Source organism: Mesorhizobium sp. WSM4828, assembly GCF_055811175.1.
In genome coordinates this window covers 1-23,776 of the sequence record NZ_JBVVQK010000009.1, presented here as the reverse complement: position 1 = coordinate 23,776, position 23,776 = coordinate 1, and the positions used below count along the sequence as shown (strand labels likewise).

Below are 23,776 nucleotides of genomic sequence, written 5' to 3'. Positions count from 1 at the left end.
CCTCGCGACCTTCCGGCCACCGGCGGTAGATTCTGTTACCTATGTCCCCAGGGTGGGTATGAGTTTAATGGCGCGCCGCACCGGGCAATGGTGAGAACTATGTCTACTCTATTGCCCTCTAGAACCCTCCCAAATGGGGCGTGAGCCAATCGCGCGGGTTTAGATTCTCTCGCTTCATTCCCGATGGCGTAGCGCGTCGACAATGACCTTGAACGCGGGAAGATTCTGACGGCGGCTCGGATAATAGAGGAAATAGCCATCGAAGAAGGGCGACCAGTCGTCGAGGACCTGCACCAGCAATCCTGAGGCGATGTGCCGCTCCACGATGTTCTCGGGAACATAGGCGATGCCATAGCCACTCACTGCGGCGTCGATCATGGCGTAGGTGTTGTTGAAGGTAAGTTGACCGTCCACACGGACACGCAGCGCCTGTCCATCCTTCTCGAACTCCCATGCGTACAGACCGCCGGCGGTTTCGTGGCGCATGTTGATGCAGATGTACCGGACCAGATCCTGCGGATGCACAGGCACACCGTGCGCCGCGAAGTATCGCGGCGAAGCCACGGCGACCAAGCGCCAGTCCGGGCCGATGCGGACCGCGATCATGTCTTTCTCGACGCTCTCTCCAAGCCGGACACCGGCGTCAAAGCCTTCCTCGACGATGTTTCGGAAGGTGCTGTCTAGGATCAGTTCGACGCCGATGTCGGGATAGGCGCTGAGGACCGGCTTAAGCTTCGGCCAGACCACGCTTTCGAGCGCGTGGTCGGACAGGGTCAACCTGATCGAGCCTGACGGCTTTTCGCGGAACGCCATCAGCGCTGCGATCTCGTCTTCGATTTCACCAATGCGCGGAGCGATCGTCTGTAGCAGCCTTTCGCCTGCAACGGTCGTCGCCACATTACGCGTCGTGCGGGTCAGAAGGCGTATGCCCATGCGTGCTTCGAGCTGCTTGATCGTGTGACTGAGCGTCGATTGCGCGACGCCGAGTTTTGCCGCTGCCTTGGTGAAGCTGCGCTCCTCGGCGACGGCCTGAAACCACGTCAGTTGATTGAGATCGGTTCTGGCCATGAGCTTCCTTCGTTTGCCATCTCGCAACAGATTATTCGATGTAGTCGATTAGTTCATGCCAATTTCGACGGGTAATCGTTTTATGTCAAAACCATTAGGTTTGCACTGCAACAACGCATTACCGCGATGTCGGTGATTTGGATGACATGGATGTCGCAAAATGCGGACGATGCGCCCGAGGCCGCCGGCAGCCTGATGGTCGTGGCGATCCAGCTTCGATCCTTCTGGGCGCGATAGTCGGAGGGGTGCTGCTGGATGGCCTGACGATCTCCGCGACCTTTATCGGCAGCTTGGTTCTGGCCGGCTTTGCAATCGCGCTGATCGGCACCGGCCGGCGTCTGATGACGGAGAGAGGACTGGCCAAGGCGGCGAGTGGCTCAATTCAACCCAAACCTACAGGAGATCGGAAATGCCTATGAATACCCCTGATACGAAAACATCAGAGCGTGAAATCCACCGGCGCGAGCTTTTGAAGCTGACCGGTGCCGGCGCAGCCGCTTTCAGTGCGGCGTCACTCTTCAACATTCACTTCGCAAAGGCTCAAGACATGTCGAACGGTGCAAACAATTTCTACACGAGCGATCAGGTGACGCTCGAAAAGGTCGCCTTCAAAAGCCAATACCAGATGAATGTCGCGGGGAATCTGCTCGTTCCCAAGAACCTTGACCGCAATGCACGTCATCCGGCCATCGTCGTCGGCCATCCAATGGGCGCGGTGAAAGAGCAAAGCGCGACCCTCTATGCCACCAAGATGGCCGAGCAGGGCTTCATCGCCATGGCGATCGATCTGCCATTCTGGGGCGAGAGCGAGGGCGAAGCCCGACAGATCGTTTCACCGGATGTCTATGCCGAGGCGTTCAGCGCGGCGGTGGACTTCCTCGGGACACGCGCGTTCGTCGACCGCAACCGTATTGGCGCGATTGGTGTCTGCGGCAGCGGCAGCTTCGTCATCAGCGCCGCCAAGATCGACCCACGCATGCGCGCCATCGCCACGGTAAGCATGTATGACATGGGCGCGGCGAACCGAAACGCACTCAATCACTCGCTAAGCGTCGAGCAACGGAAGCAGATCATCGCGGCGGCCGCCGAGCAGCGCTACTCCGAATTCGAAGGCGGCCAGATCCAGTATACGGGCGGAACCGATCTCGAACTGACCGCGTCGACGCATCCCATCCAGCGTGAGTTCTACGATTTCTATCGGACACCCCGCGGAGAGTTTACCCCGGCGGGTGTCTCCGACCAGATAACGACCAAGCCGACGCTGACCAGCAACGTCAAGTTCATGAACTTCTACCCGTTCAACGACATCGAGACGATCTCGCCGCGCCCGATGCTGTTCATCAGCGGCGATCAGGCGCATTCGAAGGAATTCAGCGAGGAAGCCTACAGACTGGCAGCCGAGCCGAAGGAAATGGTTTGGGTCCAGGGCGCCGGTCACGTCGATCTCTACGACCGTGTGGACCTGATTCCGTTCGACAGGCTTACCAGCTTCTTCGGTCAGCATCTGGCTGCATAACAGGGCCGTAGCATCGAAGGGTGCGGCCGTGTGCCGGAACAATGGGCATGGCCGCACCGATTGGGAGACCTTAAATGACACGCGACGCATGGCTTTCAAGCCGCACCTTGCTGGCAAGCGCTGCCGGCTTCGCGCTTCCCTCGTCGGTGCGCTCTCAGACCTCCACAACCCAGGGTACGAAAGGAGCCCCGATGCGCCTGAGATTTGTTTTTGCAGATCAGGATTTCACGGCGACGCTGGAGAACAATCCTTCCGCGCACGATCTGGTCTCGATGCTGCCGCTGGACCTGACGATCGACGACTATTCGTCCAACGAGAAGATCGCCTATCTGCCGCGCAAGCTCACCGAGGAAGGCAGCGGTCGCTTCGGGAACGAGGCAGCTGGCGATCTTTGCTACTACGCCCCCTTGGGCAATCTTGCGATGTTTCATGGTCCCTATCGCTGGTCGCGCGGCCTGATCCGGCTTGGGCGACTAGACCAGGGACCGGCGCCGCTTCTGATGCGCGGAGAACATCCGCTGCGCGTCGAAATGCTGTCCTGAACCTGGAAGGCCGCTGCGCATCAGGACAATGCCGCAGGTGTAGGAAAAACCCGCATCATTCATCGTGAACAGCAAGAAAGCTGAAACGCAGAAGGAGACGAATATCAAGAAGATTCTCGCTGCCGCTGCAATCAGCACGGCCGGCCTAACGCCGGCCGAGGCCGAGACCATCGAAATCCGCACGAACGGCAGCACGCCGGCCGTGATCGGAACGGCGGACAACTTCACCGGGCAGGCGGTCATCAGCCCGCTCTATCCGCCTACCGACATTACGCGGGCGAGCACCGGACTGGTGAACTTCGCGCCCCGGGGCGCGGACGGTCTGGCACACCCATCCGGCAGGCCAGATGCTTATCATCACGAGCGGTCAAGGCTGGGTGCAGGAAGAGGGCAAGGAGCGGCGCGGCATCAATCCTGGCGATGTGGTCTGGATTCCGGCCGGCGTGAAGCACTGGCATGGAGCGACCGCGATCAGCCCCATGGCGCATATCGCCTTGAGCTACATGGACGACGGCAAGAACGTCGACTGGCACGAACCTGTTTCCGACGAGCAATACCGCTGACGGGATAACTGAACGAAAGGCTTCATCATGAAAACCTCCACCGTTCTGGCTCTCGCTCTTTCCATGGGAGCCGTCGACACCGCCGCGCAAACCGGATCGCAGACCGGCAGCCTGTCCCGCGAAGACGTGCGAACCGTTTCGCCCGCGCTTGAGCGCTACGCCGATGAGAAGCTTGCAAATGGCCTCTGGAAGAGGCCGGGCCTGTCGCTGCGGGATCGCAGCATCGTCACCGTCGCTGCCGTGATCACGCGCGACCAGGGCATTCTCCTGCCGGAGCAGGTGAATCTCGCACTCGACAATAGGGTGAAGCCGGCCGAAATCTCAGAGATTATCACGCATCTCGCCTTCTATGCCGGCTGGGGCGGTGCGCTTGCCGCGACGGGCATCACGAAGGAGGTGTTCGCGGCGCGCGGTGTCGGACCCGACCAGCTCCCCAAGGCCATGGTTGATTTCCTGCCGCTGGACGAAAAAGCCGAGGCCGATCGCGCCGCCCGCGTCGCGCAAGGCACGGGACCGGCATCGCCGGGTCTGGTGAGGGATACGACCGACGTATTGTTTCGCGACCTGTGGCTGCGGCCCGATCTCGCCCCGCGCGATCGCAGTCTGGTGACGGTCAGCGCCCTGATCTCGGCCGGCCAGGTCGAGCAGATTCCCTACCATCTCAACCGGGCGATGGATAACGGACTGATGCGCATGGAAGCCTCCGAAGCCATCAGCCATCTCGCGTACTACGCCGGATGGCCGAACGCTTTCTCGGCGGCCGCTGTTGCGCGCTCCGTGTTCGAGAAACGGTCCGCCAACTGAACGCTGCTGGTCGCAATGACTCCTTTGCCCTCATCGTCCAGACCGCCGCCCTCGGCCGCCGTGACGTTGCTGCCGATCATGGCGGCCGTGTTGGCCGGCTTTCTCGTCATCGGCGCGGCCCTGCCGGTGCTGCCGCTGCATGTGAATCAGGATCTCGGCTTCGGAACTTTCGTCGTCGGCCTGGTTGCGGGCTAGCAATTTGCCGCGTCTCTGGTCACGCGCATATGGTCCGGCACCTATTCGGATGCGAATGGCGGCAAACGCAGCGTCGTGCTCGGCCTGATCGCCGCCGCCGGTGCTGGATTGCTGTATCTCCTGTCCTTGACCTTCGTGAGTTCGCCAACCCTCTCGGTTGCGATTCTTCTGGTGGGACGTGCGGTGCTCGGTGGAGCCGAAAGCTTCATCATCACCGGGGGCGTGAGCTGGGGATTGGCAATGGTCGATTCCGGCCATGCGGGGAAGGTCATCGCCTGGGTCGGCACGGCCATGTTCGCGGCGCTCGCCTTCGGCGGTCCGCTCGGCACGATGCTCTTTGTACCGTACGGCTTTGCGGCGATCGGTCTTATCACGACCTTGGCACCACTCCCGCTCTTTGCGCGGGCGTAGTCTGATGGGAATCGGGCTATATCGTGCGATCGGTGGGTATTTGGCGCGCCCGAAGAGATTCGAACTCCTGACCCCCAGATTCGTAGTCTGGTGCTCTATCCAGCTGAGCTACGGGCGCGCAACAGGCCATGCTTTGCATAGCCCCCGCGATCCGATCCTGGCGACCGGCCGCGATGTGACGTGTTCCCTAGCGACTGAATTTGCGAAAAGCAAGCCGATCCTGGCCAAAAGTTTTTCAGTCATGCTTTGCCGTCATGCGCCGGCCGGCGAAGGCAAGATCGCGTCACGCGGCGGCCGAGCCCGATAGCCCGTAGTCTCGGACCAACCATTTGCGAATTGAAACGATCCGTAACGAAACGGTTCGTTACGCCGGCCGGCGCAGGCCGTTGCGGGCCTGGTCGAGCCGGACCGGCTGGTCGGGAATGGTGACGGCGAATGTGGTGCGGCCGCCGATGCTTTCGACCAGCTCCACCGTGCCGCCATGGGCGCGGATCAATTCGTGGGCGATCGCCAGGCCAAGGCCGGTGCCGCCGCTGCGGGCGGAGCCGCGAAATGCCGCGAACAGGTTTTCTCGCGCCTTCGGCGGCAGGCCGGGGCCGGTGTCGGTGACGACGATGCGGCTGACGCTGCCGATGCGCTCGGCCGATATGGTCAGGCGGCGCACCACCGCGCTCTCGGTGTCCGCCGCCATCGCCTGCACGGCGTTGCGGCTAAGATTGGTGAGCACGCGGAACAGCTGGTCGGAATCGGCGTCGACCTCGAGCACCGGGTCGACGGCGTTGACGAATTCGATACCGCATTCGATGTCGAGCAGGCCCTGGACGTCTTCGACCAGCTGGCGCAGCCGCAGCCTGCGGCGCGACGGCGGCGGCTCCTGGGTGCGGCCATAGGCCAGCACGCCCTCCGAATAGGACACCGCACGGTCGAGCGCGCGCAGCAGTTTTGGCGCGAAGGCCTGCACGGTCGGGTCCTTGACCTGGCGCAGGCGGTCCGACATCAGCTGCGCCGAGGCGAGGATGTTGCGCATGTCGTGGTTGATCTTCGACACGGCCAGGCCGAGATCGGCCAGGTGCTTCTGCTCGGTCAGCATCTTTTGCAGCCGCTCCTGCATCTGCGACAGCTCGCGTTCGGCGACGCCGATCTCGTCGCCCCGCGCGGCGGGGTGAATGATGCGACCGGGATCGTCGGGCGCCTCGGAAAAGGACAGCATCGAGCGTGTCATCGTCCTGATCGGGCCGATCATGATCAGGTCTATCGCGGCGTAGACCAGCATGGCGGTGAACAGCGAGATCAGCAACGAGACGAAGGCGACGTTGCGCGAATAGATCAGCATGGCATTGCGCAGGCGGTGGTCGGGCATGATCAGCTCGAATTCCTTGTCGCTGTCGCCGACCGGGCCGAAAACGCGCAGCATGCGCTTGCCGCCGAAAAACAGCGTGTCCAGCGCGCCGGTCATGCCCTTGATCATGCCGACATTGGCGATATCGATATGCTCGTCGACCTGCGGCGGCATTTCGGCCACGACCAGAAGCCGCGAGACGCCGCCGTCGCGCACGGCGATCGCCTTGGCGCCGATCGCCATCAGCACGTCGTTCTGGGCGGCACGCGACAGCGAGGCAGGTTCGCCCTGCACCAGGACGATTGAAACCGCGGCGGCCGTGCTCAGCCTCTCCTTCAGCCAGCTCAGCCTGTAGCTGGCAATCCAGGGCACGAAGATGAGGATTTCGGCCAAGAGCACGAAGACGATGGTGAGCAGCAGCAGCTTGGTCGACAGGCCGCGCGCCAGCGGCACCCTGCGGGTCGCCGCCTTCGCCTGGGCGATGCTTTCCTCGGTTGCTGGGACTTCACTCATGCTCGTCGTCACGGCTGCCTGTCATCACGGCTGCTTGTCTTAAGGACTGCTCGTCTTCACGATCGCTTGATCGGGTGAGATTAGGCGATTGCGGCTTTTTTGCCAAATTCATCCTTGGTCGAAGCCGGACAAAGGGCCGCAAGGCTTCCCTGCCGGGTCCGACAATGCCGGCCCGACGCTGGATTGACTTCCAAAACCCTTCTTTCTATAAGCCCGCTCACGCTCGGGCCATTCGTCCCGGCGCGGTTTCGATCGCGCCAAAACCGGCCCGGCAAAGCTCCTGTTACAAAGTGACAGAATCAAGAAGGGCCGCACCCCGCGGTATTTAAACAAATGAAGCGTACTTACCAGCCGTCCAAACTCGTCCGCAAACGCAGGCACGGTTTCCGTGCCCGCATGGCCACCAAAGGTGGCCGCGGCGTCGTCGCAGCCCGGCGCAACCGCGGCCGCAAGCGTCTCAGCGCCTGAGCACCAAGCGAGAGACAAGATCGTTGCCCGCAACCGGCAAGCCAACGGGTCACCATCCCAAGCGGCTTCTGAAGCGCGCGGAATTCCTGGCTGTCCGCCGTGGTGAAAAGCGCCGCGGGCGGCTTTTCCTCGTCGAGGTCCTGGGCCGCGACGACAGCGAGGCGCCGCGCGTCGGCTATACCGTCACCAGGAAGGTCGGCAACGCCGTCGTTCGCAACCGCATCCGGCGGCGGCTGAGAGAGGCCGTGCGCACGCATGCCGCGGATGACATGGCGCCGGGCAATGATTATGTCATCGTCGGGCGCGAAGACGTGCTTACCACTCCTTTCGGCCAGCTGAAGGCCGAACTCTCCCGCAGATTGCGTGGAACACGATAGGCCAAGGGCTTCGATGGAAAACAACCGCAACTTCTTCATCACCATCGCACTGTCGGTGCTGATCCTGGCGCTTTGGCAATATTTCTATGTGATGCCGCGCAGCGAGATGCAGCGCGAGGCCGCCCGCATCGAAGAGCAGCGCGTGGCGGAGCAGAAGAAGGCCGCCCAAGGCACCAGCCCGGGAGCCAGCGAAACACCGGTGCAGCCCGGCGCCATTCCGAGCGCGCCTGGCGGCGACGCGGTGACGCCGGCCGGCCGCGACCAGGCGATTGCCTCGACCAGCCGCGTCAAGATCGACACGCCGAGCCTCGAAGGCTCGATCAACCTCACCGGTGCGCGCCTCGATGACCTCCGGCTCAAGCATTACAGGGAGACGGTCGACAAGACCTCGCCCGAGATCGCCCTGCTCAACCCGGCGTCCCTGCCGAACGGCTATTTCGCCGAGATCGGCTTTTCTGGCGCGCCGGATGTGGGCACGCTGCCCGGCCCAGACACCGTCTGGCAGACCGATGGCAATGCGGCGCTGACACCGGCGACGCCGGTCACGCTGACCTTCACCAATGACAAGGGCCTGACCTTCAAGCGCACCTTCTCGGTTGACAGCCAATATATGTTCACCGTGTCCGACACGGTCCAGAACGACGGCTCGGCACCCGCGACGTTGTCGAACTATGGCCGCGTCACCCGTTTCGACAAGCCGGCTATCGCCAGCACCTATGTGCTGCACGAGGGCCTGATCGGCGTCACCGGCAGCGAAGGCCTGCAAGAGTACAAATACTCCAAGGTCGAATCGGAGAGAGAATTCAAGCCAGGCAAGTCGACCGACGGCTGGCTCGGCATCACCGATAAATACTGGGCGGTGACCCTGGTGCCGCCAGGCGGCCGCGAATTTCAGCCCAAATTCTCTTATTTCGAGTTCAAAAGCGGGCCTCACCCGCATAGCTACCAGTCCGATTTCCTGTCGGATCCGGTCACGATCGCTCCCGGGCAGTCAACGACCGTGGAGTCGGAGATATTCGCCGGCGCCAAGGAAGTTTCGACGATCAACGCCTACGAAAAGGACCGTCATATTCGCCAGTTCGACCTGCTGATCGACTGGGGCTGGTTCTATTTCATCACCAAGCCGATGTTCTGGCTGATCGACACGCTTTACAAATTCTTCGGCAATTTCGGCCTGGCGATCCTCGCCACCACCGTCATCGTCAAGGCGCTGTTCTTCCCACTCGCCAACAAATCCTATGCGTCGATGGCGAACATGAAGAAGGTGCAGCCCAAGATGCTCGAGATCCGCGAGAAATACGCGGACGACAAGATGAAGCAGCAGCAGGCGATGATGGAGCTCTACAAGACCGAGAAGATCAATCCGCTCGCCGGCTGCTGGCCGGTGGCGTTGCAGATCCCGGTGTTCTTCTCGCTCTACAAGGTGCTCTACATCACGATCGAGATGCGGCACGCGCCGTTCTTCGGCTGGATCCAGGATCTGGCGGCGCCGGACCCGACATCGATCTTCAACCTGTTCGGGCTGATCCCCGTTACCTTGCCGCACATGCTGATGATCGGCGTCTGGCCGCTGATCATGGGCGTGACGATGTTCCTGCAGATGCGCATGAACCCGGCGCCGCCGGACCCGACGCAGGCTGCGATCTTTACCTGGATGCCCGTGATCTTCACCTTCATGATGGCGGGTTTTCCGGCCGGCCTGGTCATCTACTGGGCCTGGAACAACACGCTGTCGATCCTGCAGCAGGGCGTGATCATGAAGCGGCAAGGCGCCAAGATCGAATTGTGGGACAATCTGGTCGCGCTGTTCCGCAAGAAACCGTCGCCGGCGGAATAGCCGGCGCTCCGATGATGCGAAACCAGAAAGCCCCGGTTCGTCCGGGGCTTTTTGCACAAGCTGCCCCCCTTGACCAAGCGAGCCTGGATTAAGCGATTGGTACTGCCGGACGGATCGCGCTATTTTGACCTGGCTGGCAGTTGCCCGACGGAGCTCGATATGACCGGACCCAATCCATCGATCAAGCATCCGATCCCGTTGCACACGCGCGTCGGCTTTCTGAAGCCGCTGGTGACGGCGCCGAATATCGAGATCGGCGACTTCACCTATTATGACGATCCGGACGGACCCGACAAATTCGCCGAAAAATGCGTGCTGCATCATTATCCGTTCATCGGCGACAGGCTGGTCATCGGCAAGTTCTGCGCCATTGCCGAAGGCGCGCGCTTCATCATGAACGGCGCCAATCACGCCATGTCCGGGTTTTCGACCTATCCGTTCAACATCTTTGGCCACGGCTGGGAGGAAGGCTTCGACCCGGCGACATGGTCGAAGGAGGTGCGCGGCGACACAATCGTCGGCAACGACGTCTGGATCGGCATGGAAGCGGTGATGCTGCCGGGCGTGAAGATCGGCGACGGCGCCATCGTCGCGGCAAAGTCGGTGGTGACGCACGATGTGCCGGCCTATGCGATCGTCGCCGGCAATCCGGCCAAGGTGGTGAAGATGCGCTTCGATGAAAGGACCATCCGGCGGCTGCTGGCGCTGGCGTGGTGGCACTGGCCGGTGGAAAAGATCAGCCGCAATCTCGATGCCATTCGTGGCAGCAATATTTTTCTTCTGGAGGCAGCGGTTTGAACGCGTTGAACAAGACCACGATCGGCATCGAATTGTTCACGCGAGCCTGGATCTTCATCCGCGGCGTGCCGGCGATGAAATTCCTGCCGCCGGAGGGACCGCCCGAGATCGCCTTTGCCGGCCGCTCCAATGTCGGCAAATCGTCGCTGATCAACGCGCTGGTCAACCAGAAGGGGCTGGCGCGCACCTCCAACACGCCGGGCCGGACGCAAGAGCTCAACTATTTCGTGCCGGGCGGATTTTCAGGAGAAGGCGCCGACCTGCCGCCGATGGCGCTGGTCGACATGCCGGGCTATGGCTACGCCACGGCGCCCAAGGAAAAGGTCGACGAGTGGACGAAGCTCGTGTTCGACTATCTCAAGGGCCGGGTGACGCTGAAGCGCGTCTACGTGCTGATCGATGCCCGCCATGGCATCAAGGCCAAGGACGACGAGGTGCTGTCGCTGCTCGACAAGGCGGCAGTGTCGTATCAGATCGTGCTGACCAAGACCGACAAGATCAAGGCGGCGGGGGTACCGCAGCTGATCGAGGAAACGCTCCAGACGATCAAGAAACGCCCGGCGGCATTTCCCTTCGTGCTCGCCACGTCGTCGGAAAAGAGCGAGGGCCTCGAGGAATTGCGTGCGGCGATCGTGCTCGCCGCCAATGGCGGATAGGCCACCGACCTTGGCAGCCTGTTAGGCGAGGCTGGAGGCCCGTTCCTGCTCTGCAAGCTGTTCGGTGCCGTAGGCCTTCAGGAACACGTCGACGCCCGACCTGACGATATGTTCGATCTCGGCCGCACTTGGCGCCTTGGTGCGATAGGCGAATATGCACTGGCGGAAAAGACCGGCCAGGCACAGCTCGGTGAACTGATAGGCGGCAAGCTCGACGTCGTCGATCTTCAGCAGGCCGCGTTCGATAGCCATGTTGAGGAAAACGACGACCCTGTCATGGCCGCGCTTCGGCCCGCGTTCGTAAAATCGCGCGCCAAGCTCCGGAATGCGTTCCGACGCGCCGATCACCGTACGCTGCGCCAGGATGACCCTCGCCGAAGTGATCTTCATGGACAGCACGATGCCGAACTTCACCAGCGTCTGGCGAAGGTCGCCGATCTGGTCGAGCACCTCGTACATGTTCTTGAAGATCGTGCCGCGCTCTTCCTCGATCAGCGCTTCGAACAGCTCTTCCTTATTGGCGAAGTAGACATAGATCGTGCCCTTGGACACGCCGGCCTCACGGGTGATGTCGTTCATCGACGCGGCTTCGAAGCCCTTGTCGATGAAGACACGGCGCGCACCGTCGATGATCTGGCTGCGCTTGACCGGGTCTTGCCCCGCGGCCGGGCGGCCTCGCGGCAGACTGTCCAGCAGATCGCACTGGTCCTTGCCAGCGCTGGGCAATGGGCCTGAATCAGGCAAAGGAGCGGCCTTGGGGGCTTCGGCCATAATGTCACACCTCGTAAAATAATTCGAACCATCCGGTTCGATTGCTCTTGATATGGTCCTCTTTAAGCGCTAAGTCAACGTCTAGATCGAACCGAACGGTTCAGTCTGATGAAGTTCAGCGTCAGTTAATTTAGAGAGATATCATGTCCTCGAACGCGCCCACCAGTGCCGAAGTCCGCCCTTTCCCCAACGCCAAGGTCCAGCCTGCGATCGAAGCGCCGGAAGCCCCTCTCAAGCCCGCCGACGTCACCCCGCTGGCTCCCGCCAAGAAGAAGCGCTCGATGCGCTCCATGTTGTTGCCCATCATCGGCCTGGCCCTGCTGGGCGCCGGCGCCTGGTATGGCTATGATTACTGGACGGACGGGCGCTTCATGATCGCGACCGACGACGCCTATGTCCAGGCCGACACGGCGTTCATCTCGCCAAAAATCTCGGGCTATGTCGATCAGGTCAAAGTGACCGAGAACCAGCAGGTGAAGGCCGGCGACCCGCTGCTGATCGTCGATGACGGTGACTACAAGATAGCCGTTGCCCAGGCCGAGGCGCAGATCGCCACGTTGAGCAAGACGCTCGACCGCATCGATGCCCAGACCGAGGCGGCGCGCGCCTCGCTCAAGCAGGCGCAGGCGCAGAAGACCGCCGACCAGGCCGCTGCCGATAATGCCAAGCGAGCTCAGGTTCGTGCCGCCCAGTTGCTCAAGACTCGCGTCGGTACCCAGGCCCAGTTGGACGATGCCCAGACGGCGGTCGAGCAAGCCAATGCCGCGCTTGCCGGCGCCGACGCACAGATCGCGGCGGCTCAAGCCAATATCGGCGTGCTCCAGGCGCAGCGCGCGGAATCGGCCAGCACGCTGGCCTCGCTGCAGCTTGCCCACGACAAGGCGGTGCGGGATCTGTCCTTCACCGTGTTGCGCGCACCCTATGACGGCGTGGTCGGCAACCGCTCGGTCGAGCAGGGCGACCTGATCAGCCCCGGACAGAAGCTCGCCGTCATCGTGCCAATGGACAAGCTCTACATCGTCGCCAATTTCAAGGAGACCCAGCTTGCCCGGCTGGTGCCTGGTGAAAAGGTCAGGGTGTCGGTCGACGCTATCGACGGCCAGGACATCGAGGGTACCGTGTCGTCGCTGGCGCCGGCTTCGGGAGCAGTGTTCTCGCTGCTGCCGCCGGAGAACGCCACCGGCAATTTCACCAAGGTGGTGCAGCGCGTTCCGGTTCGCATCGACGTGCCCGCGGATGTGCTGAAGACGGGCAAGCTGCGCGCCGGCCTGAGCGTCGTCGTCGCTGTCGACAGCCGCACCGCGCCTTCGGCATCGAAGTAAAGCGGAACGACCGGGAGCAAAGGTCATGGCGACCGCAACCCTGACTGCAGGATCGACACCGGCGCCAGCCATGCCGGTGCCGGTCGACCACATCTCGACACGCCGCGTCATCGCCTTCCTGGCAATGGTGTTCGGCATGTTCATGGCCATCCTGGACATCCAGATCGTCTCGGCCTCGCTGGCCGAGATCCAGGCGGGCCTGAGCGCCAGCTCGGACGAGATTCCGTGGGTGCAGACGGCCTATCTGATTGCCGAGGTGGTGATGATCCCGCTGTCGGGCTTCCTCAGCCGGATGCTGTCGACGCGCGTGCTGTTCACGATCTCGGCGGCAGGCTTCACCGCGGCCAGCGCGCTGGCGGCGACCGCAACCAATATCGACCAGATGATCGTCTACCGGGCCGTGCAGGGCTTCATCGGCGGCGGCATGATCCCGAGCGTCTTTGCAGCCGCCTTCACCATCTTCCCGCCGTCGCGCCGTGCCGTCGTCTCGCCGATGATCGGCCTGGTGGCGACCTTGGCGCCGACCATCGGCCCGACCGTCGGCGGCTATATCAGCCATGCGATGTCCTGGCACTGGCTGTTCCTGGTCAATGTCGTGCCCGGCATTCTGGTGACGACGGCCGCCTGGTCGCTGATCGACTTCGACAAACCCAATCTCAAGCTGTTCAGCAAGTTCGACTGGTGGGGGCTCGCCGGCATGGCCGCCTTCCTGGGCTGCATGGAATATGTGCTGGAAGAAGGTCCCAACAACGACTGGTTGCAGGATCAGGCGGTGCTCGTTTGCGCCATCATCATGACCTTCGGCGCGGTGCTGTTCTTCTGGCGCGTGTTCACCGCCGAGGAGCCGATTGTCGATCTGAGGGCCTTCAGCAATATCAATTTTGCCTTCGGCTCGCTGTTCTCCTTCGTCGTCGGCATCGGCCTCTACGGTCTGACCTATCTTTATCCGGTGTTCCTGGGGCGCATCCGCGGCTACGATTCGATGATGATCGGCGAGGCGCTGTTCGTCAGCGGCCTGGCCATGTTCTTCACCGCGCCGATCTCCGGCATCCTGTCGAACAAGATGGACCCGCGCATCATGATGATGATCGGCTTCTTCGGCTTCGCCACCGGGACCTGGTGGATGACGCATCTCACCGCCGACTGGGATTTCTATGAACTGCTGATCCCGCAGATCCTGCGCGGCTGCTCGATGATGCTTTGCATGGTGCCGATCAACAACATTGCGCTCGGAACCTTGCCGCCGGAGCGCCTGAAGAATGCGTCTGGCCTGTTCAACCTGACCCGCAATCTCGGCGGTGCCGTCGGCCTGGCCGTCATCAACACTGTGCTGATCGACCGCAATGCCTTCCACTACGCCAGGCTCTCCGAGCACGTGCAATGGGGAAGTGCCGCTGCGCAGCAGAAGCTGCAGAACATGACGGTCAACTTCGAGCAGACCGCTGGGCTCGACGCCTCCAAGGCGGCCATCTCCAAACTGTCAGGCATGGTCCAGCAGCAGGCATCGCTGCTGTCGTTCATGGACGTATTCTTCATGCTGACGGTTTTGTTCGCGACGCTTGGGCTCTTCACCCTGGTGATCCGCAAGCCAGCCGCTCAGGGCGGCGGTGGCGGAGGCCATTGAGGCGCGCCGGATCCCCCGCCTGGCGCCCTCGCGCATGACCCCGAAAAGCGATTTTCGGGGTCATGCGCAAATCAACCATTATGAAGTCTTGGAGCGGCGGACACTCCACCGCTCCAACTTTTTGTTTGAGCATCGGATTTTCCCAAAACCGCTTCGCACTTTTGGGTCCGATGCTCTAGCGCGCTCCGACAAAGTCAGGGTCGCAGCCGTCCTCACGCCGTCGCCGGCTTGAAGGTCAAGGCGACGCCGTTGATGCAATGCCGCAACCCGGTCGGCGGCGGGCCGTCGTCGAAGACGTGGCCGAGATGGCCACCGCAGCGGCGACAATGGACCTCGGTGCGGGTCATGCCCAACGACCTGTCCACGGTCTTGCCGATGGAATTCGGGATTTCCTGCCAGAAGCTCGGCCAGCCTGTGCCGGAATCGAACTTGGTCTCTGACGAATAGACCGGCAGGCCGCAGCCGGCGCAAGCGAAGATGCCTTTGCGGTGCTCGTTGAGCAGCGGACTGGTGCCGGGATATTCGGTGCCCTCCTTGCGCAGCACATTGAAGGCCGCGTCGGACAGGATGGCGCGCCACTCGGCTTCGGTCTTAGTAACCTCGAAAGTCTCGGCCGCGCGTGCATCCTGGGCTCCGCCCATACGCAGCGCGGTGGCGCCTGCGACAACGCCAATGGCTGCCGCACCACTCAAAAGAAGCTCGCGACGGTTCATGGCCATTCCTCCTGTTACTGCTTGTGCCAAATTCGACCGCCACACGGAAATCAAAAGCCGGTGACGATCGCTGTCCTCAAAGCGGGACTCCGCGCCTGTCCACATCTTGCGTGAACGGCGCGGAGCGTGCGCAGGGAGGCCCTTAGCGATATCTTCGCCGGCAGCGTGCGTTTGTTACATCTTCGGCAGGAGAACCTTGTCGACGACGTGGATGACGCCGTTGGACTGCTCGACGTCGGCGATCGTCACGTTCGCGACGTTGCCGTTCTCGTCGGTCACGGTGACCTTGCCGCCGTCGGCCTTGAGCGACAGTTCGCAACCACCGACCGTCTTGACCTTATGGGTGCCGCCGTCATCCTTGACCATCTTGGCGACGTCGGCGGCCATCGCCTTGGCGCCGATGACATGGCAGGTCAGTATCTTGACGAGCTTGTCCTTGTTTTCAGGCTTGAGCAGCGTCTCCACCGTGCCGGCCGGAAGTGCCGCAAAGGCCTCGTTGGTCGGCGCGAATACGGTGAAAGGGCCGGCGCTCTGCAGCGTGTCGACCAGGCCGCCTGCCTTGACGGCAGCGACCAGCGTCGTGTGGTCCTTCGAGTTGACCGCATTTTCGACGATGTTTTTCTGGGCATACATGGCGGCGCCGCCGACCATCGGATTTTGGGCATAGGCAATGGTGGCGAGCGCAGAAATGGCGACCGTGCCGGCAAGCAAAAGGGTGGCGAATTTACGCATGATTTCAATCTCCTCGGGTTATCGTTCCCCTCATTCGGGAACGCAAGGAGATACGCTATAGAAAATTCCGGAGTTTCGTCCTCTCCGCAAAAAAATATTGTGTCGCTGAAATTTGCCCGGCGCGGATCAACAGCTGCCAACACGCTTTGCAGGCGTTTAAATCGTGGGAGATAGATTTCAGGTCTGCTTCCACAGATGAGAAGCGGTCAGATGCTCTTCAGATCGCCCGCTGCGACCACCGGTCCAGTCGGCTGGCCGGTCGGTGAACCGCCGGCAGGCTCAACGCTGACCGCAAGCACGGCGCCTTGCGCCAATTTCTCCTGGACGGCGGGCGGGATGGCCAAATGCGCGGTGGCACCGGCCGGGATGACGCCCATCGACACCGGCGCCTTCTTGCCTTCGATCATCCACAATTCGAAGTCCTTGCCGGCGGCCCGCTCGCCGGAGACGTGGGAAAGGCCGACCTCGTGACGGACGGCATCGTAGACGACGAGATATTTGACGTCGCTGCCTTCGGCCGCCAGCGAGGCGACAAGCCGCGTCTGCGGCAGTTCGGTAGGCGGGCGGAAGTAGGGCACGGCGATGTAGATCGCCAGCGCCGCAATGGCGGCGGCGGCAAGACCGCGCCAGAAGCCAAGGCTCGACCAGAGGCCGGCGCGCGGCTCTGCAGCGAACAGCCGGCGGTCCAATGCTTCCTTGACCCTGATCGGAGGCTCTGTCTCCGAATAGGCGGCGGCCATCGGCGAAAGATGCGCCTCCCAGGCATCGACAAGGCGTGCGAAGGCGGCGTCCGCATCGATGCGGCGCGACGCGATCTCGCGTTCATCGGCGGCCAGCACGCCAAGAACGTATTCGGCGGCGAACAGGTCGTCGCCCCCACGTTCCGGTCCATTGTCGTCAGCCAGCGTCATCTTTCCAGGCATTCTCTCAATTTCAACAGGCTGCGACGCAGCCAGGTCCGCATCGTGTTCAGCGGTACGCCATAGCGCTCCGCCAGCTCGGCATAGCTTTTGCCATCCAGATAGGCGCCCCGGACGGCCGCCGCCCGGTCCTTCTCCAATTCCTCGAGACAATGGTAGATGCGTCCGGACTCACCGCCCGCCACGGCCATGGCCTCCGGCCCCGGCGCCGGATCGGCCACGTCGAGCGCGGCATCGATATAGGCGGCAGGCTCTCGCCGCGCCCTGATCCGATCGATCGCATGATTGCGCGCAATGGCCACCAGCCAGGAGATCGGGCTCAGATCCGAAACTGCGAAACGGTCCGCCTTCGTCCATATCTTGACGAAGACCTCTTGAAGCGCCTCTTCTGCATCTCCCCGATCCTTCAATACACGAAGGCAGACGCCGAAAAGTTTCGCGCTGGTCTGCCGGTACAGCAGATCGAACGCAGCCCGGTCCTTCATCGAAGTCCGGACAATCAGGTTGCTGATGTCCTGCGGCGTCATCGGCCGCCAAATTAGGCGATTGCAATGTATTTGCAACGACTGAAATGGTCTTGCGCACCGGCAGCGCCAGCGTCGATTGCCAATGAAATCGCCGCCCGCTAGCTTGCCATGAGCGGGAGGGCGACCATGTCGATCGAGCGGGTTCTGTGGGAGCATGACGCGACCGGCCAGGCCGCACTCGTGCACAAGGGAGAGATCACACCGCAAGATCTCGTCGACGCGGCGATCGCCCGGGCCGAGGCCACCCGGCCGGAGATCAACGCCATCGCCGAACCGCTCTATGAGGCCGCGCGGGCGCGAGCGAAAACCGTCGACCACAAGCTGCCGCTTGCCGGAGTGCCCTTTGCGCTAAAGGACCTCGGCATCGCCATGAAGGGCGTGCCGACGCATGGCGGCAGCCGCATCCCAGCTTTCACCCCCGATTTCAACTCGGTGATGACGGAACGCTACCTGGCTGCAGGCCTGATCCCGATCGCCACCAGCACCGCACCCGAACACGGGTTGAGGCTGGTGACCGAATCGGTGGCTTACGGCGTCACCCGCAACCCATGGGACACCGCGCACACGACCGGCGGTTCCTCGGGCGGTGCGGCTGCCCTGGTCGCGGCCGGCGTCGTGCCGGTGGCGCACGCCTCGGACGGCGGCGGCTCGATCAGGGTGCCTGCCGCTTGTACCGGGCTGGTCGGGCTGAAAACCTCGCGCGGCCGCGTGCCCTTGACGCCGCTCGTCACCGAAAGCTGGTATGGCTTCGTCGTCGACCATGCGTTGGCCCGCTCGGTGCGCGATACGGCCCTGCTGCTCGACCTGACCCACGGGCCCGACCCGCTGTCGCCCTACGCGGCACCGTCGCCGAACGGCAGTTTCGCCGCGGCGGCCGGGCGCGATCCGGGCAAGCTCAAGCTCGCCTTCTACCGAAAATCGCCGCTCGGCCTGCCGATTTCGGAAGAAACCTTGAAAGCTCTGGATGCGGCAATTGCGTTGGCGCGCGAGGGCGGGCACAGCGTCGAGGAGATCGACCTGCCCTATATCGATCGCGATTTCATCGCCGATTTCGCCCGAACCGTCGCCGCGGCGGTGGCCGGCACGATGCGTGGCGAGGCCTTGCGCGTCGGCCGCTCCATCTCAGGCGACATCGAACGCGCCACGCGCGTGATGAGCCGGTTCGGTGAAATCCTCTCGGCCGGCGAAATCTATGCCGGCCTGCAGCGGCTGCACGCAACCTCGCGCCGGCTTATCACCGAAACCGCGCATTATGATGCAGTGCTGATGCCTGTCATCGCGCACCCGCCGCTCGCCTGCCGCACCATGGACCCGAAAGGCGCCGACGAATTCATCGAGAATGTCCTGGACAGACTGCGCCTCGCCGGCCTGCTGAAGTTCAAGCCGCTATTCGACCAGCTGATGGACAAGAGCCTCTGGTTCACCCACTGGCCGGCGATCCAGAACGTCAGTGGGCAACCGTCGATCACGCTTCCGGTTTACGTGACCGATGCCGGCCTGCCGCTCGGCGTCCAGGCCGCCGGCCGACCCGGCGACGAGGAGACGCTTTTGTCGTTCGCCGCGCAGATGGAAAAGATCTCCGGATGGCTGGGCCGGCGCGCGCCGCTGCAGGTGCCGGCATAGACCATGATCCCGAAAGGTGGGAACCGGTTTTCGGACAAGATCATGGTCAAACAAATAGTAGTACCGATTTGACCGATCATGACAGCAAAGCCGTTTGCCCCCTCGCCCAATTCCCGCTAAGACGCCGCCGTTCATGCCAAGCTGGGAACCACGCCGATGACGGATGTCGCCGCCACCGCCGAAATGCAGGCCGCGCTGCTTTCAAGGGCGCTGCCCTACATGCAGCGCTACGAGAACAAGACGGTCGTGGTGAAATATGGCGGCCACGCGATGGGCGACATCGCGCTCGGCAAGGCTTTTGCCCGCGACATCGCACTGCTCAAGCAATCCGGCGTCAACCCGATCGTCGTGCATGGCGGCGGGCCGCAGATCGGCGCCATGCTCAGCAAGATGGGCATCGAATCCAAATTCGAGGGCGGCTTGCGCGTCACCGACCAGAAGACCGTCGAGATTGTCGAGATGGTGCTGGCCGGGTCGATCAACAAGGAGATCGTCGCGCTGATCAATGCCGAGGGCGAGTGGGCGATCGGCCTGTGTGGCAAGGACGGCAACATGGTGTTTGCCGAAAAGGCGCGCAAGACCATGATCGATCCGGATTCCAACATCGAGCGGGTGCTCGACCTGGGCTTCGTCGGTGAACCTATCGAGGTCGACCGCACATTGCTCGACCTCCTGGCACGATCCGAAATGATCCCGGTGCTGGCGCCGGTGGCGCCCGGCCGCGACGGCCATACCTACAACATCAACGCCGACACTTTTGCCGGCGCCATCGCCGGCGCCTGCCAGGCGACGCGCCTGCTGTTCCTCACCGACGTGCCCGGCGTGCTCGACAAGGACAAGAAGCTGATCGACGAGCTGACCGTGGCCGAGGCCAAGGACCTGATCAAGGACGGCACGGTCTCGGGCGGCATGATCCCCAAGGTCGAGACCTGCATCGAGGCAATCGAGCGCGGCGTCGCAGGCGTCGTCATCCTCAACGGCAAGACGCCGCATGCGGTGCTGCTCGAGTTGTTCACCGAACACGGCGCCGGCACGCTGATCGTGCCGTGAGGCCGGGTGTCTGAGGGGTTCAAGCGTTTGGCGATCTAGCTCTGGAGATTGGCCGGCTTCAGCAGTTTGTGTGCAGGCTTTCCGCAGAAATGCCTATCGTCTGAGATGTGCAAGCGGGACATGGCCGGGCCCCTTGATGTTCTGCAGCACAAGCTGGGTGTGGACGTCGCGCACGCCTTCGAGCCGCATCAGCCGGTGCATGACGAAGGCATTGAGCTCGTCGACCGACGGCACCATGACATGCAGCAGGAAATCATGGTCGCCGGTCATGGTCCAGCATGAGGACACCTCGTCCATGCGCTGGACCGCGGCGATGAAGCTCTCGGGCGAGCCGTCGCTGTGGCTGGTCAGGCGCACCTGGATGAACACCTCGACCATCAGCCCGACGGCGCGACGGCTGAGCACCGCGGCGAAGCGCTTGATGATGCCCGCCTGCTGAAGAGCCTCGAAGCGCCGCGCGCAAGGTGTCGTCGACAGGCCGATCTGCTGCGCCAGTTCCGATACCGGCTTGCGCCCGTCGCGCTGCAGGATGTCGAGCATCTTGATCTCGAATTCGTCAAACTGAGGCATTTTCACTCTCCCAAAGCTTGATCGTGGAGTCTTTTACCTCCAACCCCGCATTTGAGCCACCATCAAAGCTGATTTGCCTCGCGCGATCCGGCTAAAATTGCCGACAATTCGCTGATCATGATTTCCAGGGAGAGCAGCCATGACCATGAACGTTGCCGATTATGCCCGCGAATGCGCGGCGCGAGGCCTTCGCGGCGATTATTCGGTCTGCCGTGCCGATTTCACCGTGGCGCAGGGCTACAATTATAGCGACGAAGAGCAGGCGGTATGGCGCACGCTGTGCGACCGCCAGACGAAGCTGACCAGGAAGCTCGCCCACCATTCCTATCTCGATGGCGTTGCGGCGCTCGGCCTTCTCGACAAGATCCCGGACTTCGGTGAAGTCAGCGAGAAGCTGCGCAAGCTCACAGGCTGGGAGATCGTCGCCGTGCCGGGGCTCATCCCCGCCCAGCCGTTCTTCGACCACCTCGCCAACCGCCGGTTCCCGGTCACCAACTGGCTGCGAACCCAAAAGGAGCTCGACTACATCGTCGAGCCCGACATGTTCCACGATTTCTTCGGTCACGTGCCGATCCTGACGCAGCCGGTCTTTGCCGACTTCATGCAGATGTATGGCAAAAAGGCCGATAGCGTGATTGCGCTCGGCGGCGACGAGATGATCACCAGGCTTTACTGGTACACCGTCGAATACGGGCTGATGCGCGAGCCGGGCCAGCCGCTGAAGGCTTTCGGCGCCGGGCTGATGTCATCCTTCACGGAGCTTCAGTTCGCGGTCGAAGGCGGCGAGGCGCACCATGTCCCCTTCGACCTGGAAACCGTAATGCGCACCGGCTACGAGATCGACAAGTTCCAGCGTGCCTATTTCGTGCTGCCGTCGTTCGACGCCCTGCGTGATGCATTCGAGACCGCCGATCTTGCGGCGATCGTGGCACGCCGCAAAGGCGAGCCGGCGCTCGACCCGGCGAGCCTATAGGCTGTCGGTTGTTTCCAACGCTTCGGTCTTCAGCCGGGCCAGCTGGTCGCGCTGAAGGTCGAGCGACGCCGTAACGAAGCGCAGGATCGTGGCGAGCTCCGTGTCGCTAAATGTGGCGATCACCTTTTCCCCCTCCTGCGCGATCGCGCCATAATAGCGCGTCGATAGTTCTCGCGTGAGTTCGGTCGCCTCTATGACCACCTTGCGCCTGTCCTCAAGGCTGCGCGTTCGTGTCAGCAGGCCGCGCGCCTCCAGCCGGTCGATCAGCGCGGTGACCGCGGCCGGCGTCAACCCTGTTGCGGCCGCGACCTCGCCAGCCGATCGCGGGCCGCCATAGAGCAGCGCCAGGCAATGGCGTTCCGCCATGCTCAGCCCAAGCCTGCCGCCCACTGCCTCGTCATAAGCCTGCGTCGCGTCCTGCCAGCCCATAATGGCAAGGCCGATGGCGGTCTTCATGTCGGCCCGATTCATGCTTGACGAATTTATTTCGACCATCTAACTATCAATCCGCCTAACATTATTGCCCTTATAGTAATATGCTGCATAAGGCGCAAGGCAAGGCCTGTCGCAGCCTGCAAGGAGTGAAAAATGAATCAGACCCCGACGCGCGGCCCACTCACACCGGCCGAGGAGTTCAAATACGCCAAGCTGGCGATGGAGTGGTATGGCTGGGGCTCTCCCATTGGCCTTGGCATCGCTCTGGTCGCGCTGGCGGCGGCCGCCCTGCTGTTCCGCATCGCCATCTTCGGATTTTGACAGTAGCCACGGCGCGGTTGAATGCAGGTGGGGTGGAACTCTCCTAGCAGAAGGCGTAGGGCCGAGCTCAGGCGGCTTCGGAAATATCGCGGTCGATGATCGACAGATTGCGGCCGCGATGCTTGGCCTCGTAAAGCCGCTGGTCGGCGGCGCGCATCAGCTCCGACACTGCGGCGTCCCTGCCGCAGGTGATGCCGCCAATACTGACCGTCAGCGGAACCGTTCGTTCATCGACGGGCCGGAAACGGATACGCTCGACTTCACGGCGGATGCGCTCGGCGACGCGCCTGGCCTCGTGTTCGGTGGCGCCGAAGGTTGTGGATAAACCTCCTGTTGGAAAGATCGTTTCGTGCCATAAGGACGGTATGACCACACTTCCCGACCCCGCCCGCTTTGCCCATGTCACCGACTGGGTGTTCGATCTCGACAACACGCTTTATCCGCATCATTCGAATCTGTTCTCGCAGATCGATGTGAAGATGACCGCCTACGTCGGAGAATTGCTGACGCTGCCGCGCGAGGAAGCACGCAAGCTGCAAAAGGAGCTCTACCGCGAATACGGCACGACACTGAACGGATTGATGACGCGCCATGGCATCGACCCCGATGATTTTCTCGAGAAGGTCCACGACATCGATTATTCCTGGCTGGTTCCAGATCCCGTCCTCGGCACCGCCATACGCCAGCTTCCCGGCCGTAAATTCATCTTCACCAACGGGGATCGCCGGCATGCCGAACGCACCGCGCGGCAACTAGGCATTCTCGAGCATTTCGACGATATTTTCGATATCGTCGCAGCCGGACTGAACCCCAAGCCGGCGCGGCAATCCTACGAGAAATTTGCCGAACTCCACGCCGTTACCGGGCAAAATGCTGTGATGTTCGAAGATCTCGCCCGCAACCTGTCGGTGCCGAAATCGCTGGGCATGACCACGGTGCTGGTGGTGCCGCGCAATTTCGAGCCAACCTTCTCGGAAATCTGGGAACGCGACCCGGCCAACGAGGACGATGTGGACTTCGTCACCGACGATCTCGCCGGCTTCCTCACGGCGATAGTCGTTAGGGGAGTAGGGGAGTAGGGGAGTAGGGGAGTAGGGGGAAATTGACC

General features: G+C 62.3%; 27 protein-coding genes, 1 tRNA gene and 2 pseudogenes. 19 read left to right on the top strand and 11 right to left on the bottom strand.

From position 1 onward, the window contains the following. Positions 1-174: 174 nt before the first annotated feature. On the bottom strand, positions 175-1,068 hold the full coding sequence (locus AC0L2X_RS12665) for a LysR family transcriptional regulator (RefSeq protein ID WP_352490507.1): 894 nt from the start codon (positions 1,066-1,068) through the stop codon (positions 175-177). Positions 1,069-1,214: 146 nt separating this feature from the next. On the opposite strand from AC0L2X_RS12665, the gene AC0L2X_RS12660 reads away from it, so the two are divergent. The 7 genes and pseudogenes from AC0L2X_RS12660 (at position 1,215) to AC0L2X_RS12630 (ending at position 5,099) form a co-directional block, all read left to right on the top strand. After that, positions 1,215-1,487 carry a hypothetical protein gene (locus AC0L2X_RS12660; RefSeq protein WP_352565650.1) on the top strand — a complete coding sequence of 91 codons (273 nt, stop codon included), beginning with the start codon at positions 1,215-1,217 and terminating at the stop codon, positions 1,485-1,487. After that, entirely contained in the window at positions 1,478-2,584 is a 1,107-nt protein-coding gene (locus AC0L2X_RS12655; protein WP_352709345.1) for an alpha/beta hydrolase, read from the top strand. The genes AC0L2X_RS12660 and AC0L2X_RS12655 overlap by 10 nt, the downstream gene beginning before the upstream one ends. 74 nt (positions 2,585-2,658) lie before the next feature. Further along, positions 2,659-3,126: a cyclophilin-like fold protein gene (locus tag AC0L2X_RS12650; protein ID WP_352709346.1), complete on the top strand. Its 468-nt coding sequence runs from the start codon at positions 2,659-2,661 to the stop codon at positions 3,124-3,126. Positions 3,127-3,229: 103 nt separating this feature from the next. Further along, positions 3,230-3,689 (top strand): annotated as a pseudogene (locus AC0L2X_RS12645) ((R)-mandelonitrile lyase). A gap of 27 nt (positions 3,690-3,716) precedes the next feature. After that, entirely contained in the window at positions 3,717-4,493 is a 777-nt protein-coding gene (locus tag AC0L2X_RS12640; protein WP_473599839.1) for a carboxymuconolactone decarboxylase family protein, read from the top strand. 66 nt (positions 4,494-4,559) lie between these two features. Then, complete coding sequence (locus AC0L2X_RS12635) at positions 4,560-4,688, top strand: hypothetical protein (protein WP_473599838.1); 129 nt, start codon at positions 4,560-4,562, stop codon at positions 4,686-4,688. Between the two features lie 75 nt (positions 4,689-4,763). Then, positions 4,764-5,099: a hypothetical protein gene (locus tag AC0L2X_RS12630; protein ID WP_473599837.1), complete on the top strand. Its 336-nt coding sequence runs from the start codon at positions 4,764-4,766 to the stop codon at positions 5,097-5,099. 41 nt (positions 5,100-5,140) lie between these two features. Here the strand turns inward: AC0L2X_RS12630 and AC0L2X_RS12625 are convergent. Continuing rightward, positions 5,141-5,217, bottom strand: a tRNA-Arg gene (locus tag AC0L2X_RS12625). A gap of 246 nt (positions 5,218-5,463) precedes the next feature. Continuing rightward, positions 5,464-6,951, bottom strand: a complete 1,488-nt coding sequence (locus AC0L2X_RS12620; RefSeq protein ID WP_352490511.1) for a HAMP domain-containing sensor histidine kinase — start codon at positions 6,949-6,951, stop codon at positions 5,464-5,466. 333 nt (positions 6,952-7,284) lie between these two features. Between AC0L2X_RS12620 and rpmH the strand changes: the two genes are divergently transcribed. From rpmH to yihA, 5 genes are all read left to right on the top strand, one after another. Continuing rightward, positions 7,285-7,419 (top strand): 50S ribosomal protein L34, encoded by a 135-nt coding sequence (gene rpmH / locus AC0L2X_RS12615; protein ID WP_008833937.1) that lies wholly within the window; start codon positions 7,285-7,287, stop codon positions 7,417-7,419. A gap of 23 nt (positions 7,420-7,442) precedes the next feature. Then, positions 7,443-7,796 carry a ribonuclease P protein component gene (gene rnpA, locus AC0L2X_RS12610; RefSeq protein ID WP_352490512.1) on the top strand — a complete coding sequence of 118 codons (354 nt, stop codon included), beginning with the start codon at positions 7,443-7,445 and terminating at the stop codon, positions 7,794-7,796. A gap of 13 nt (positions 7,797-7,809) precedes the next feature. Continuing rightward, positions 7,810-9,633 carry a membrane protein insertase YidC gene (yidC, locus tag AC0L2X_RS12605; RefSeq protein WP_352490513.1) on the top strand — a complete coding sequence of 608 codons (1,824 nt, stop codon included), beginning with the start codon at positions 7,810-7,812 and terminating at the stop codon, positions 9,631-9,633. Positions 9,634-9,792: 159 nt separating this feature from the next. After that, a complete protein-coding gene (locus tag AC0L2X_RS12600; RefSeq protein ID WP_352490514.1) occupies positions 9,793-10,431 on the top strand; it encodes a CatB-related O-acetyltransferase in 639 nt (212 codons plus the stop codon). Continuing rightward, a complete protein-coding gene (gene yihA, locus AC0L2X_RS12595; RefSeq protein ID WP_352490515.1) occupies positions 10,428-11,087 on the top strand; it encodes a ribosome biogenesis GTP-binding protein YihA/YsxC in 660 nt (219 codons plus the stop codon). Before AC0L2X_RS12600 ends, yihA begins: the two co-directional genes overlap by 4 nt. Before the next feature lie 21 nt (positions 11,088-11,108). On the opposite strand, the gene AC0L2X_RS12590 is transcribed toward yihA, so the two are convergent. Continuing rightward, positions 11,109-11,858 (bottom strand): TetR/AcrR family transcriptional regulator, encoded by a 750-nt coding sequence (locus AC0L2X_RS12590; RefSeq protein WP_352490516.1) that lies wholly within the window; start codon positions 11,856-11,858, stop codon positions 11,109-11,111. A 143-nt stretch (positions 11,859-12,001) separates the two neighbouring features. On the opposite strand from AC0L2X_RS12590, the gene AC0L2X_RS12585 reads away from it, so the two are divergent. Together AC0L2X_RS12585 and AC0L2X_RS12580 are read left to right on the top strand one after the other, a co-directional pair. Then, a complete protein-coding gene (locus AC0L2X_RS12585) occupies positions 12,002-13,180 on the top strand; it encodes an HlyD family secretion protein (RefSeq protein WP_352490517.1) in 1,179 nt (392 codons plus the stop codon). A gap of 70 nt (positions 13,181-13,250) precedes the next feature. Further along, on the top strand, positions 13,251-14,804 hold the full coding sequence (locus AC0L2X_RS12580) for a DHA2 family efflux MFS transporter permease subunit (RefSeq protein WP_352490571.1): 1,554 nt from the start codon (positions 13,251-13,253) through the stop codon (positions 14,802-14,804). Positions 14,805-15,016: 212 nt separating this feature from the next. On the opposite strand, the gene msrB is transcribed toward AC0L2X_RS12580, so the two are convergent. From msrB to AC0L2X_RS12560, 4 genes are all read right to left on the bottom strand, one after another. After that, positions 15,017-15,517, bottom strand: a complete 501-nt coding sequence (msrB, locus tag AC0L2X_RS12575) for a peptide-methionine (R)-S-oxide reductase MsrB (protein ID WP_352477048.1) — start codon at positions 15,515-15,517, stop codon at positions 15,017-15,019. Positions 15,518-15,691: 174 nt separating this feature from the next. Further along, positions 15,692-16,249, bottom strand: a complete 558-nt coding sequence (locus AC0L2X_RS12570; protein ID WP_352565646.1) for a fasciclin domain-containing protein — start codon at positions 16,247-16,249, stop codon at positions 15,692-15,694. Positions 16,250-16,455: 206 nt separating this feature from the next. Further along, positions 16,456-17,160 carry an anti-sigma factor gene (locus tag AC0L2X_RS12565; RefSeq protein ID WP_473557205.1) on the bottom strand — a complete coding sequence of 235 codons (705 nt, stop codon included), beginning with the start codon at positions 17,158-17,160 and terminating at the stop codon, positions 16,456-16,458. Beyond that, positions 17,157-17,696, bottom strand: a complete 540-nt coding sequence (locus tag AC0L2X_RS12560; RefSeq protein WP_023718207.1) for a sigma-70 family RNA polymerase sigma factor — start codon at positions 17,694-17,696, stop codon at positions 17,157-17,159. Before AC0L2X_RS12560 ends, AC0L2X_RS12565 begins: the two co-directional genes overlap by 4 nt. A 126-nt stretch (positions 17,697-17,822) precedes the next feature. On the opposite strand from AC0L2X_RS12560, the gene AC0L2X_RS12555 reads away from it, so the two are divergent. Together AC0L2X_RS12555 and argB are read left to right on the top strand one after the other, a co-directional pair. After that, positions 17,823-19,319, top strand: a complete 1,497-nt coding sequence (locus tag AC0L2X_RS12555) for an amidase (protein ID WP_473599836.1) — start codon at positions 17,823-17,825, stop codon at positions 19,317-19,319. Between the two features lie 156 nt (positions 19,320-19,475). Continuing rightward, a complete protein-coding gene (gene argB, locus AC0L2X_RS12550; RefSeq protein ID WP_473556982.1) occupies positions 19,476-20,369 on the top strand; it encodes an acetylglutamate kinase in 894 nt (297 codons plus the stop codon). A 93-nt stretch (positions 20,370-20,462) separates the two neighbouring features. On the opposite strand, the gene AC0L2X_RS12545 is transcribed toward argB, so the two are convergent. Then, on the bottom strand, positions 20,463-20,939 hold the full coding sequence (locus AC0L2X_RS12545; RefSeq protein ID WP_292655879.1) for an Lrp/AsnC family transcriptional regulator: 477 nt from the start codon (positions 20,937-20,939) through the stop codon (positions 20,463-20,465). Positions 20,940-21,078: 139 nt separating this feature from the next. Here AC0L2X_RS12545 and phhA point away from each other — a divergent pair, with 139 nt between their 5' ends. Further along, the gene (phhA, locus tag AC0L2X_RS12540) at positions 21,079-21,912 is read left to right on the top strand and encodes a phenylalanine 4-monooxygenase (RefSeq protein WP_473599835.1); all 834 of its coding nucleotides are present in this window, start codon (positions 21,079-21,081) and stop codon (positions 21,910-21,912) included. Here the strand turns inward: phhA and AC0L2X_RS12535 are convergent. Continuing rightward, positions 21,907-22,407, bottom strand: coding sequence for a MarR family winged helix-turn-helix transcriptional regulator (locus AC0L2X_RS12535; protein WP_473599834.1), 501 nt, complete (start codon positions 22,405-22,407; stop codon positions 21,907-21,909). The genes phhA and AC0L2X_RS12535 overlap by 6 nt on opposite strands. 93 nt (positions 22,408-22,500) lie before the next feature. Between AC0L2X_RS12535 and AC0L2X_RS12530 the strand changes: the two genes are divergently transcribed. Beyond that, positions 22,501-22,668 carry a hypothetical protein gene (locus AC0L2X_RS12530; RefSeq protein ID WP_023677478.1) on the top strand — a complete coding sequence of 56 codons (168 nt, stop codon included), beginning with the start codon at positions 22,501-22,503 and terminating at the stop codon, positions 22,666-22,668. A 67-nt stretch (positions 22,669-22,735) separates the two neighbouring features. Here the strand turns inward: AC0L2X_RS12530 and AC0L2X_RS12525 are convergent. Then, positions 22,736-22,978, bottom strand: a pseudogene (locus tag AC0L2X_RS12525) (diguanylate cyclase); the annotation flags it as partial. Between the two features lie 55 nt (positions 22,979-23,033). Here AC0L2X_RS12525 and AC0L2X_RS12520 point away from each other — a divergent pair. Then, the gene (locus tag AC0L2X_RS12520) at positions 23,034-23,747 is read left to right on the top strand and encodes a pyrimidine 5'-nucleotidase (protein ID WP_473599833.1); all 714 of its coding nucleotides are present in this window, start codon (positions 23,034-23,036) and stop codon (positions 23,745-23,747) included. The last annotated feature ends 29 nt before the right edge of the window (positions 23,748-23,776 follow it).

What these genes read in the sequence shown, in the direction of transcription:
- AC0L2X_RS12665 (WP_352490507.1), bottom strand. Translation starts at nt 1,068, where the DNA reads ATGGCCAGAACCGATCTCAATCAACTGACGTGGTTTCAGGCCGTCGCC.
- AC0L2X_RS12660 (WP_352565650.1), top strand. Translation starts at nt 1,215, where the DNA reads ATGGATGTCGCAAAATGCGGACGATGCGCCCGAGGCCGCCGGCAGCCT.
- AC0L2X_RS12655 (WP_352709345.1), top strand. Translation starts at nt 1,478, where the DNA reads ATGCCTATGAATACCCCTGATACGAAAACATCAGAGCGTGAAATCCAC.
- AC0L2X_RS12650 (WP_352709346.1), top strand. Translation starts at nt 2,659, where the DNA reads ATGACACGCGACGCATGGCTTTCAAGCCGCACCTTGCTGGCAAGCGCT.
- AC0L2X_RS12640 (WP_473599839.1), top strand. Translation starts at nt 3,717, where the DNA reads ATGAAAACCTCCACCGTTCTGGCTCTCGCTCTTTCCATGGGAGCCGTC.
- AC0L2X_RS12620 (WP_352490511.1), bottom strand. Translation starts at nt 6,951, where the DNA reads ATGAGTGAAGTCCCAGCAACCGAGGAAAGCATCGCCCAGGCGAAGGCG.
- rpmH (WP_008833937.1), top strand. Translation starts at nt 7,285, where the DNA reads ATGAAGCGTACTTACCAGCCGTCCAAACTCGTCCGCAAACGCAGGCAC.
- yidC (WP_352490513.1), top strand. Translation starts at nt 7,810, where the DNA reads ATGGAAAACAACCGCAACTTCTTCATCACCATCGCACTGTCGGTGCTG.
- AC0L2X_RS12600 (WP_352490514.1), top strand. Translation starts at nt 9,793, where the DNA reads ATGACCGGACCCAATCCATCGATCAAGCATCCGATCCCGTTGCACACG.
- AC0L2X_RS12590 (WP_352490516.1), bottom strand. Translation starts at nt 11,858, where the DNA reads ATGGCCGAAGCCCCCAAGGCCGCTCCTTTGCCTGATTCAGGCCCATTG.
- AC0L2X_RS12585 (WP_352490517.1), top strand. Translation starts at nt 12,002, where the DNA reads ATGTCCTCGAACGCGCCCACCAGTGCCGAAGTCCGCCCTTTCCCCAAC.
- AC0L2X_RS12580 (WP_352490571.1), top strand. Translation starts at nt 13,251, where the DNA reads ATGCCGGTGCCGGTCGACCACATCTCGACACGCCGCGTCATCGCCTTC.
- msrB (WP_352477048.1), bottom strand. Translation starts at nt 15,517, where the DNA reads ATGAACCGTCGCGAGCTTCTTTTGAGTGGTGCGGCAGCCATTGGCGTT.
- AC0L2X_RS12570 (WP_352565646.1), bottom strand. Translation starts at nt 16,249, where the DNA reads ATGCGTAAATTCGCCACCCTTTTGCTTGCCGGCACGGTCGCCATTTCT.
- AC0L2X_RS12565 (WP_473557205.1), bottom strand. Translation starts at nt 17,160, where the DNA reads ATGACGCTGGCTGACGACAATGGACCGGAACGTGGGGGCGACGACCTG.
- AC0L2X_RS12560 (WP_023718207.1), bottom strand. Translation starts at nt 17,696, where the DNA reads ATGACGCCGCAGGACATCAGCAACCTGATTGTCCGGACTTCGATGAAG.
- AC0L2X_RS12555 (WP_473599836.1), top strand. Translation starts at nt 17,823, where the DNA reads ATGTCGATCGAGCGGGTTCTGTGGGAGCATGACGCGACCGGCCAGGCC.
- argB (WP_473556982.1), top strand. Translation starts at nt 19,476, where the DNA reads ATGACGGATGTCGCCGCCACCGCCGAAATGCAGGCCGCGCTGCTTTCA.
- AC0L2X_RS12545 (WP_292655879.1), bottom strand. Translation starts at nt 20,939, where the DNA reads ATGCCTCAGTTTGACGAATTCGAGATCAAGATGCTCGACATCCTGCAG.
- phhA (WP_473599835.1), top strand. Translation starts at nt 21,079, where the DNA reads ATGACCATGAACGTTGCCGATTATGCCCGCGAATGCGCGGCGCGAGGC.
- AC0L2X_RS12535 (WP_473599834.1), bottom strand. Translation starts at nt 22,407, where the DNA reads ATGGTCGAAATAAATTCGTCAAGCATGAATCGGGCCGACATGAAGACC.
- AC0L2X_RS12530 (WP_023677478.1), top strand. Translation starts at nt 22,501, where the DNA reads ATGAATCAGACCCCGACGCGCGGCCCACTCACACCGGCCGAGGAGTTC.
- AC0L2X_RS12520 (WP_473599833.1), top strand. Translation starts at nt 23,034, where the DNA reads ATGACCACACTTCCCGACCCCGCCCGCTTTGCCCATGTCACCGACTGG.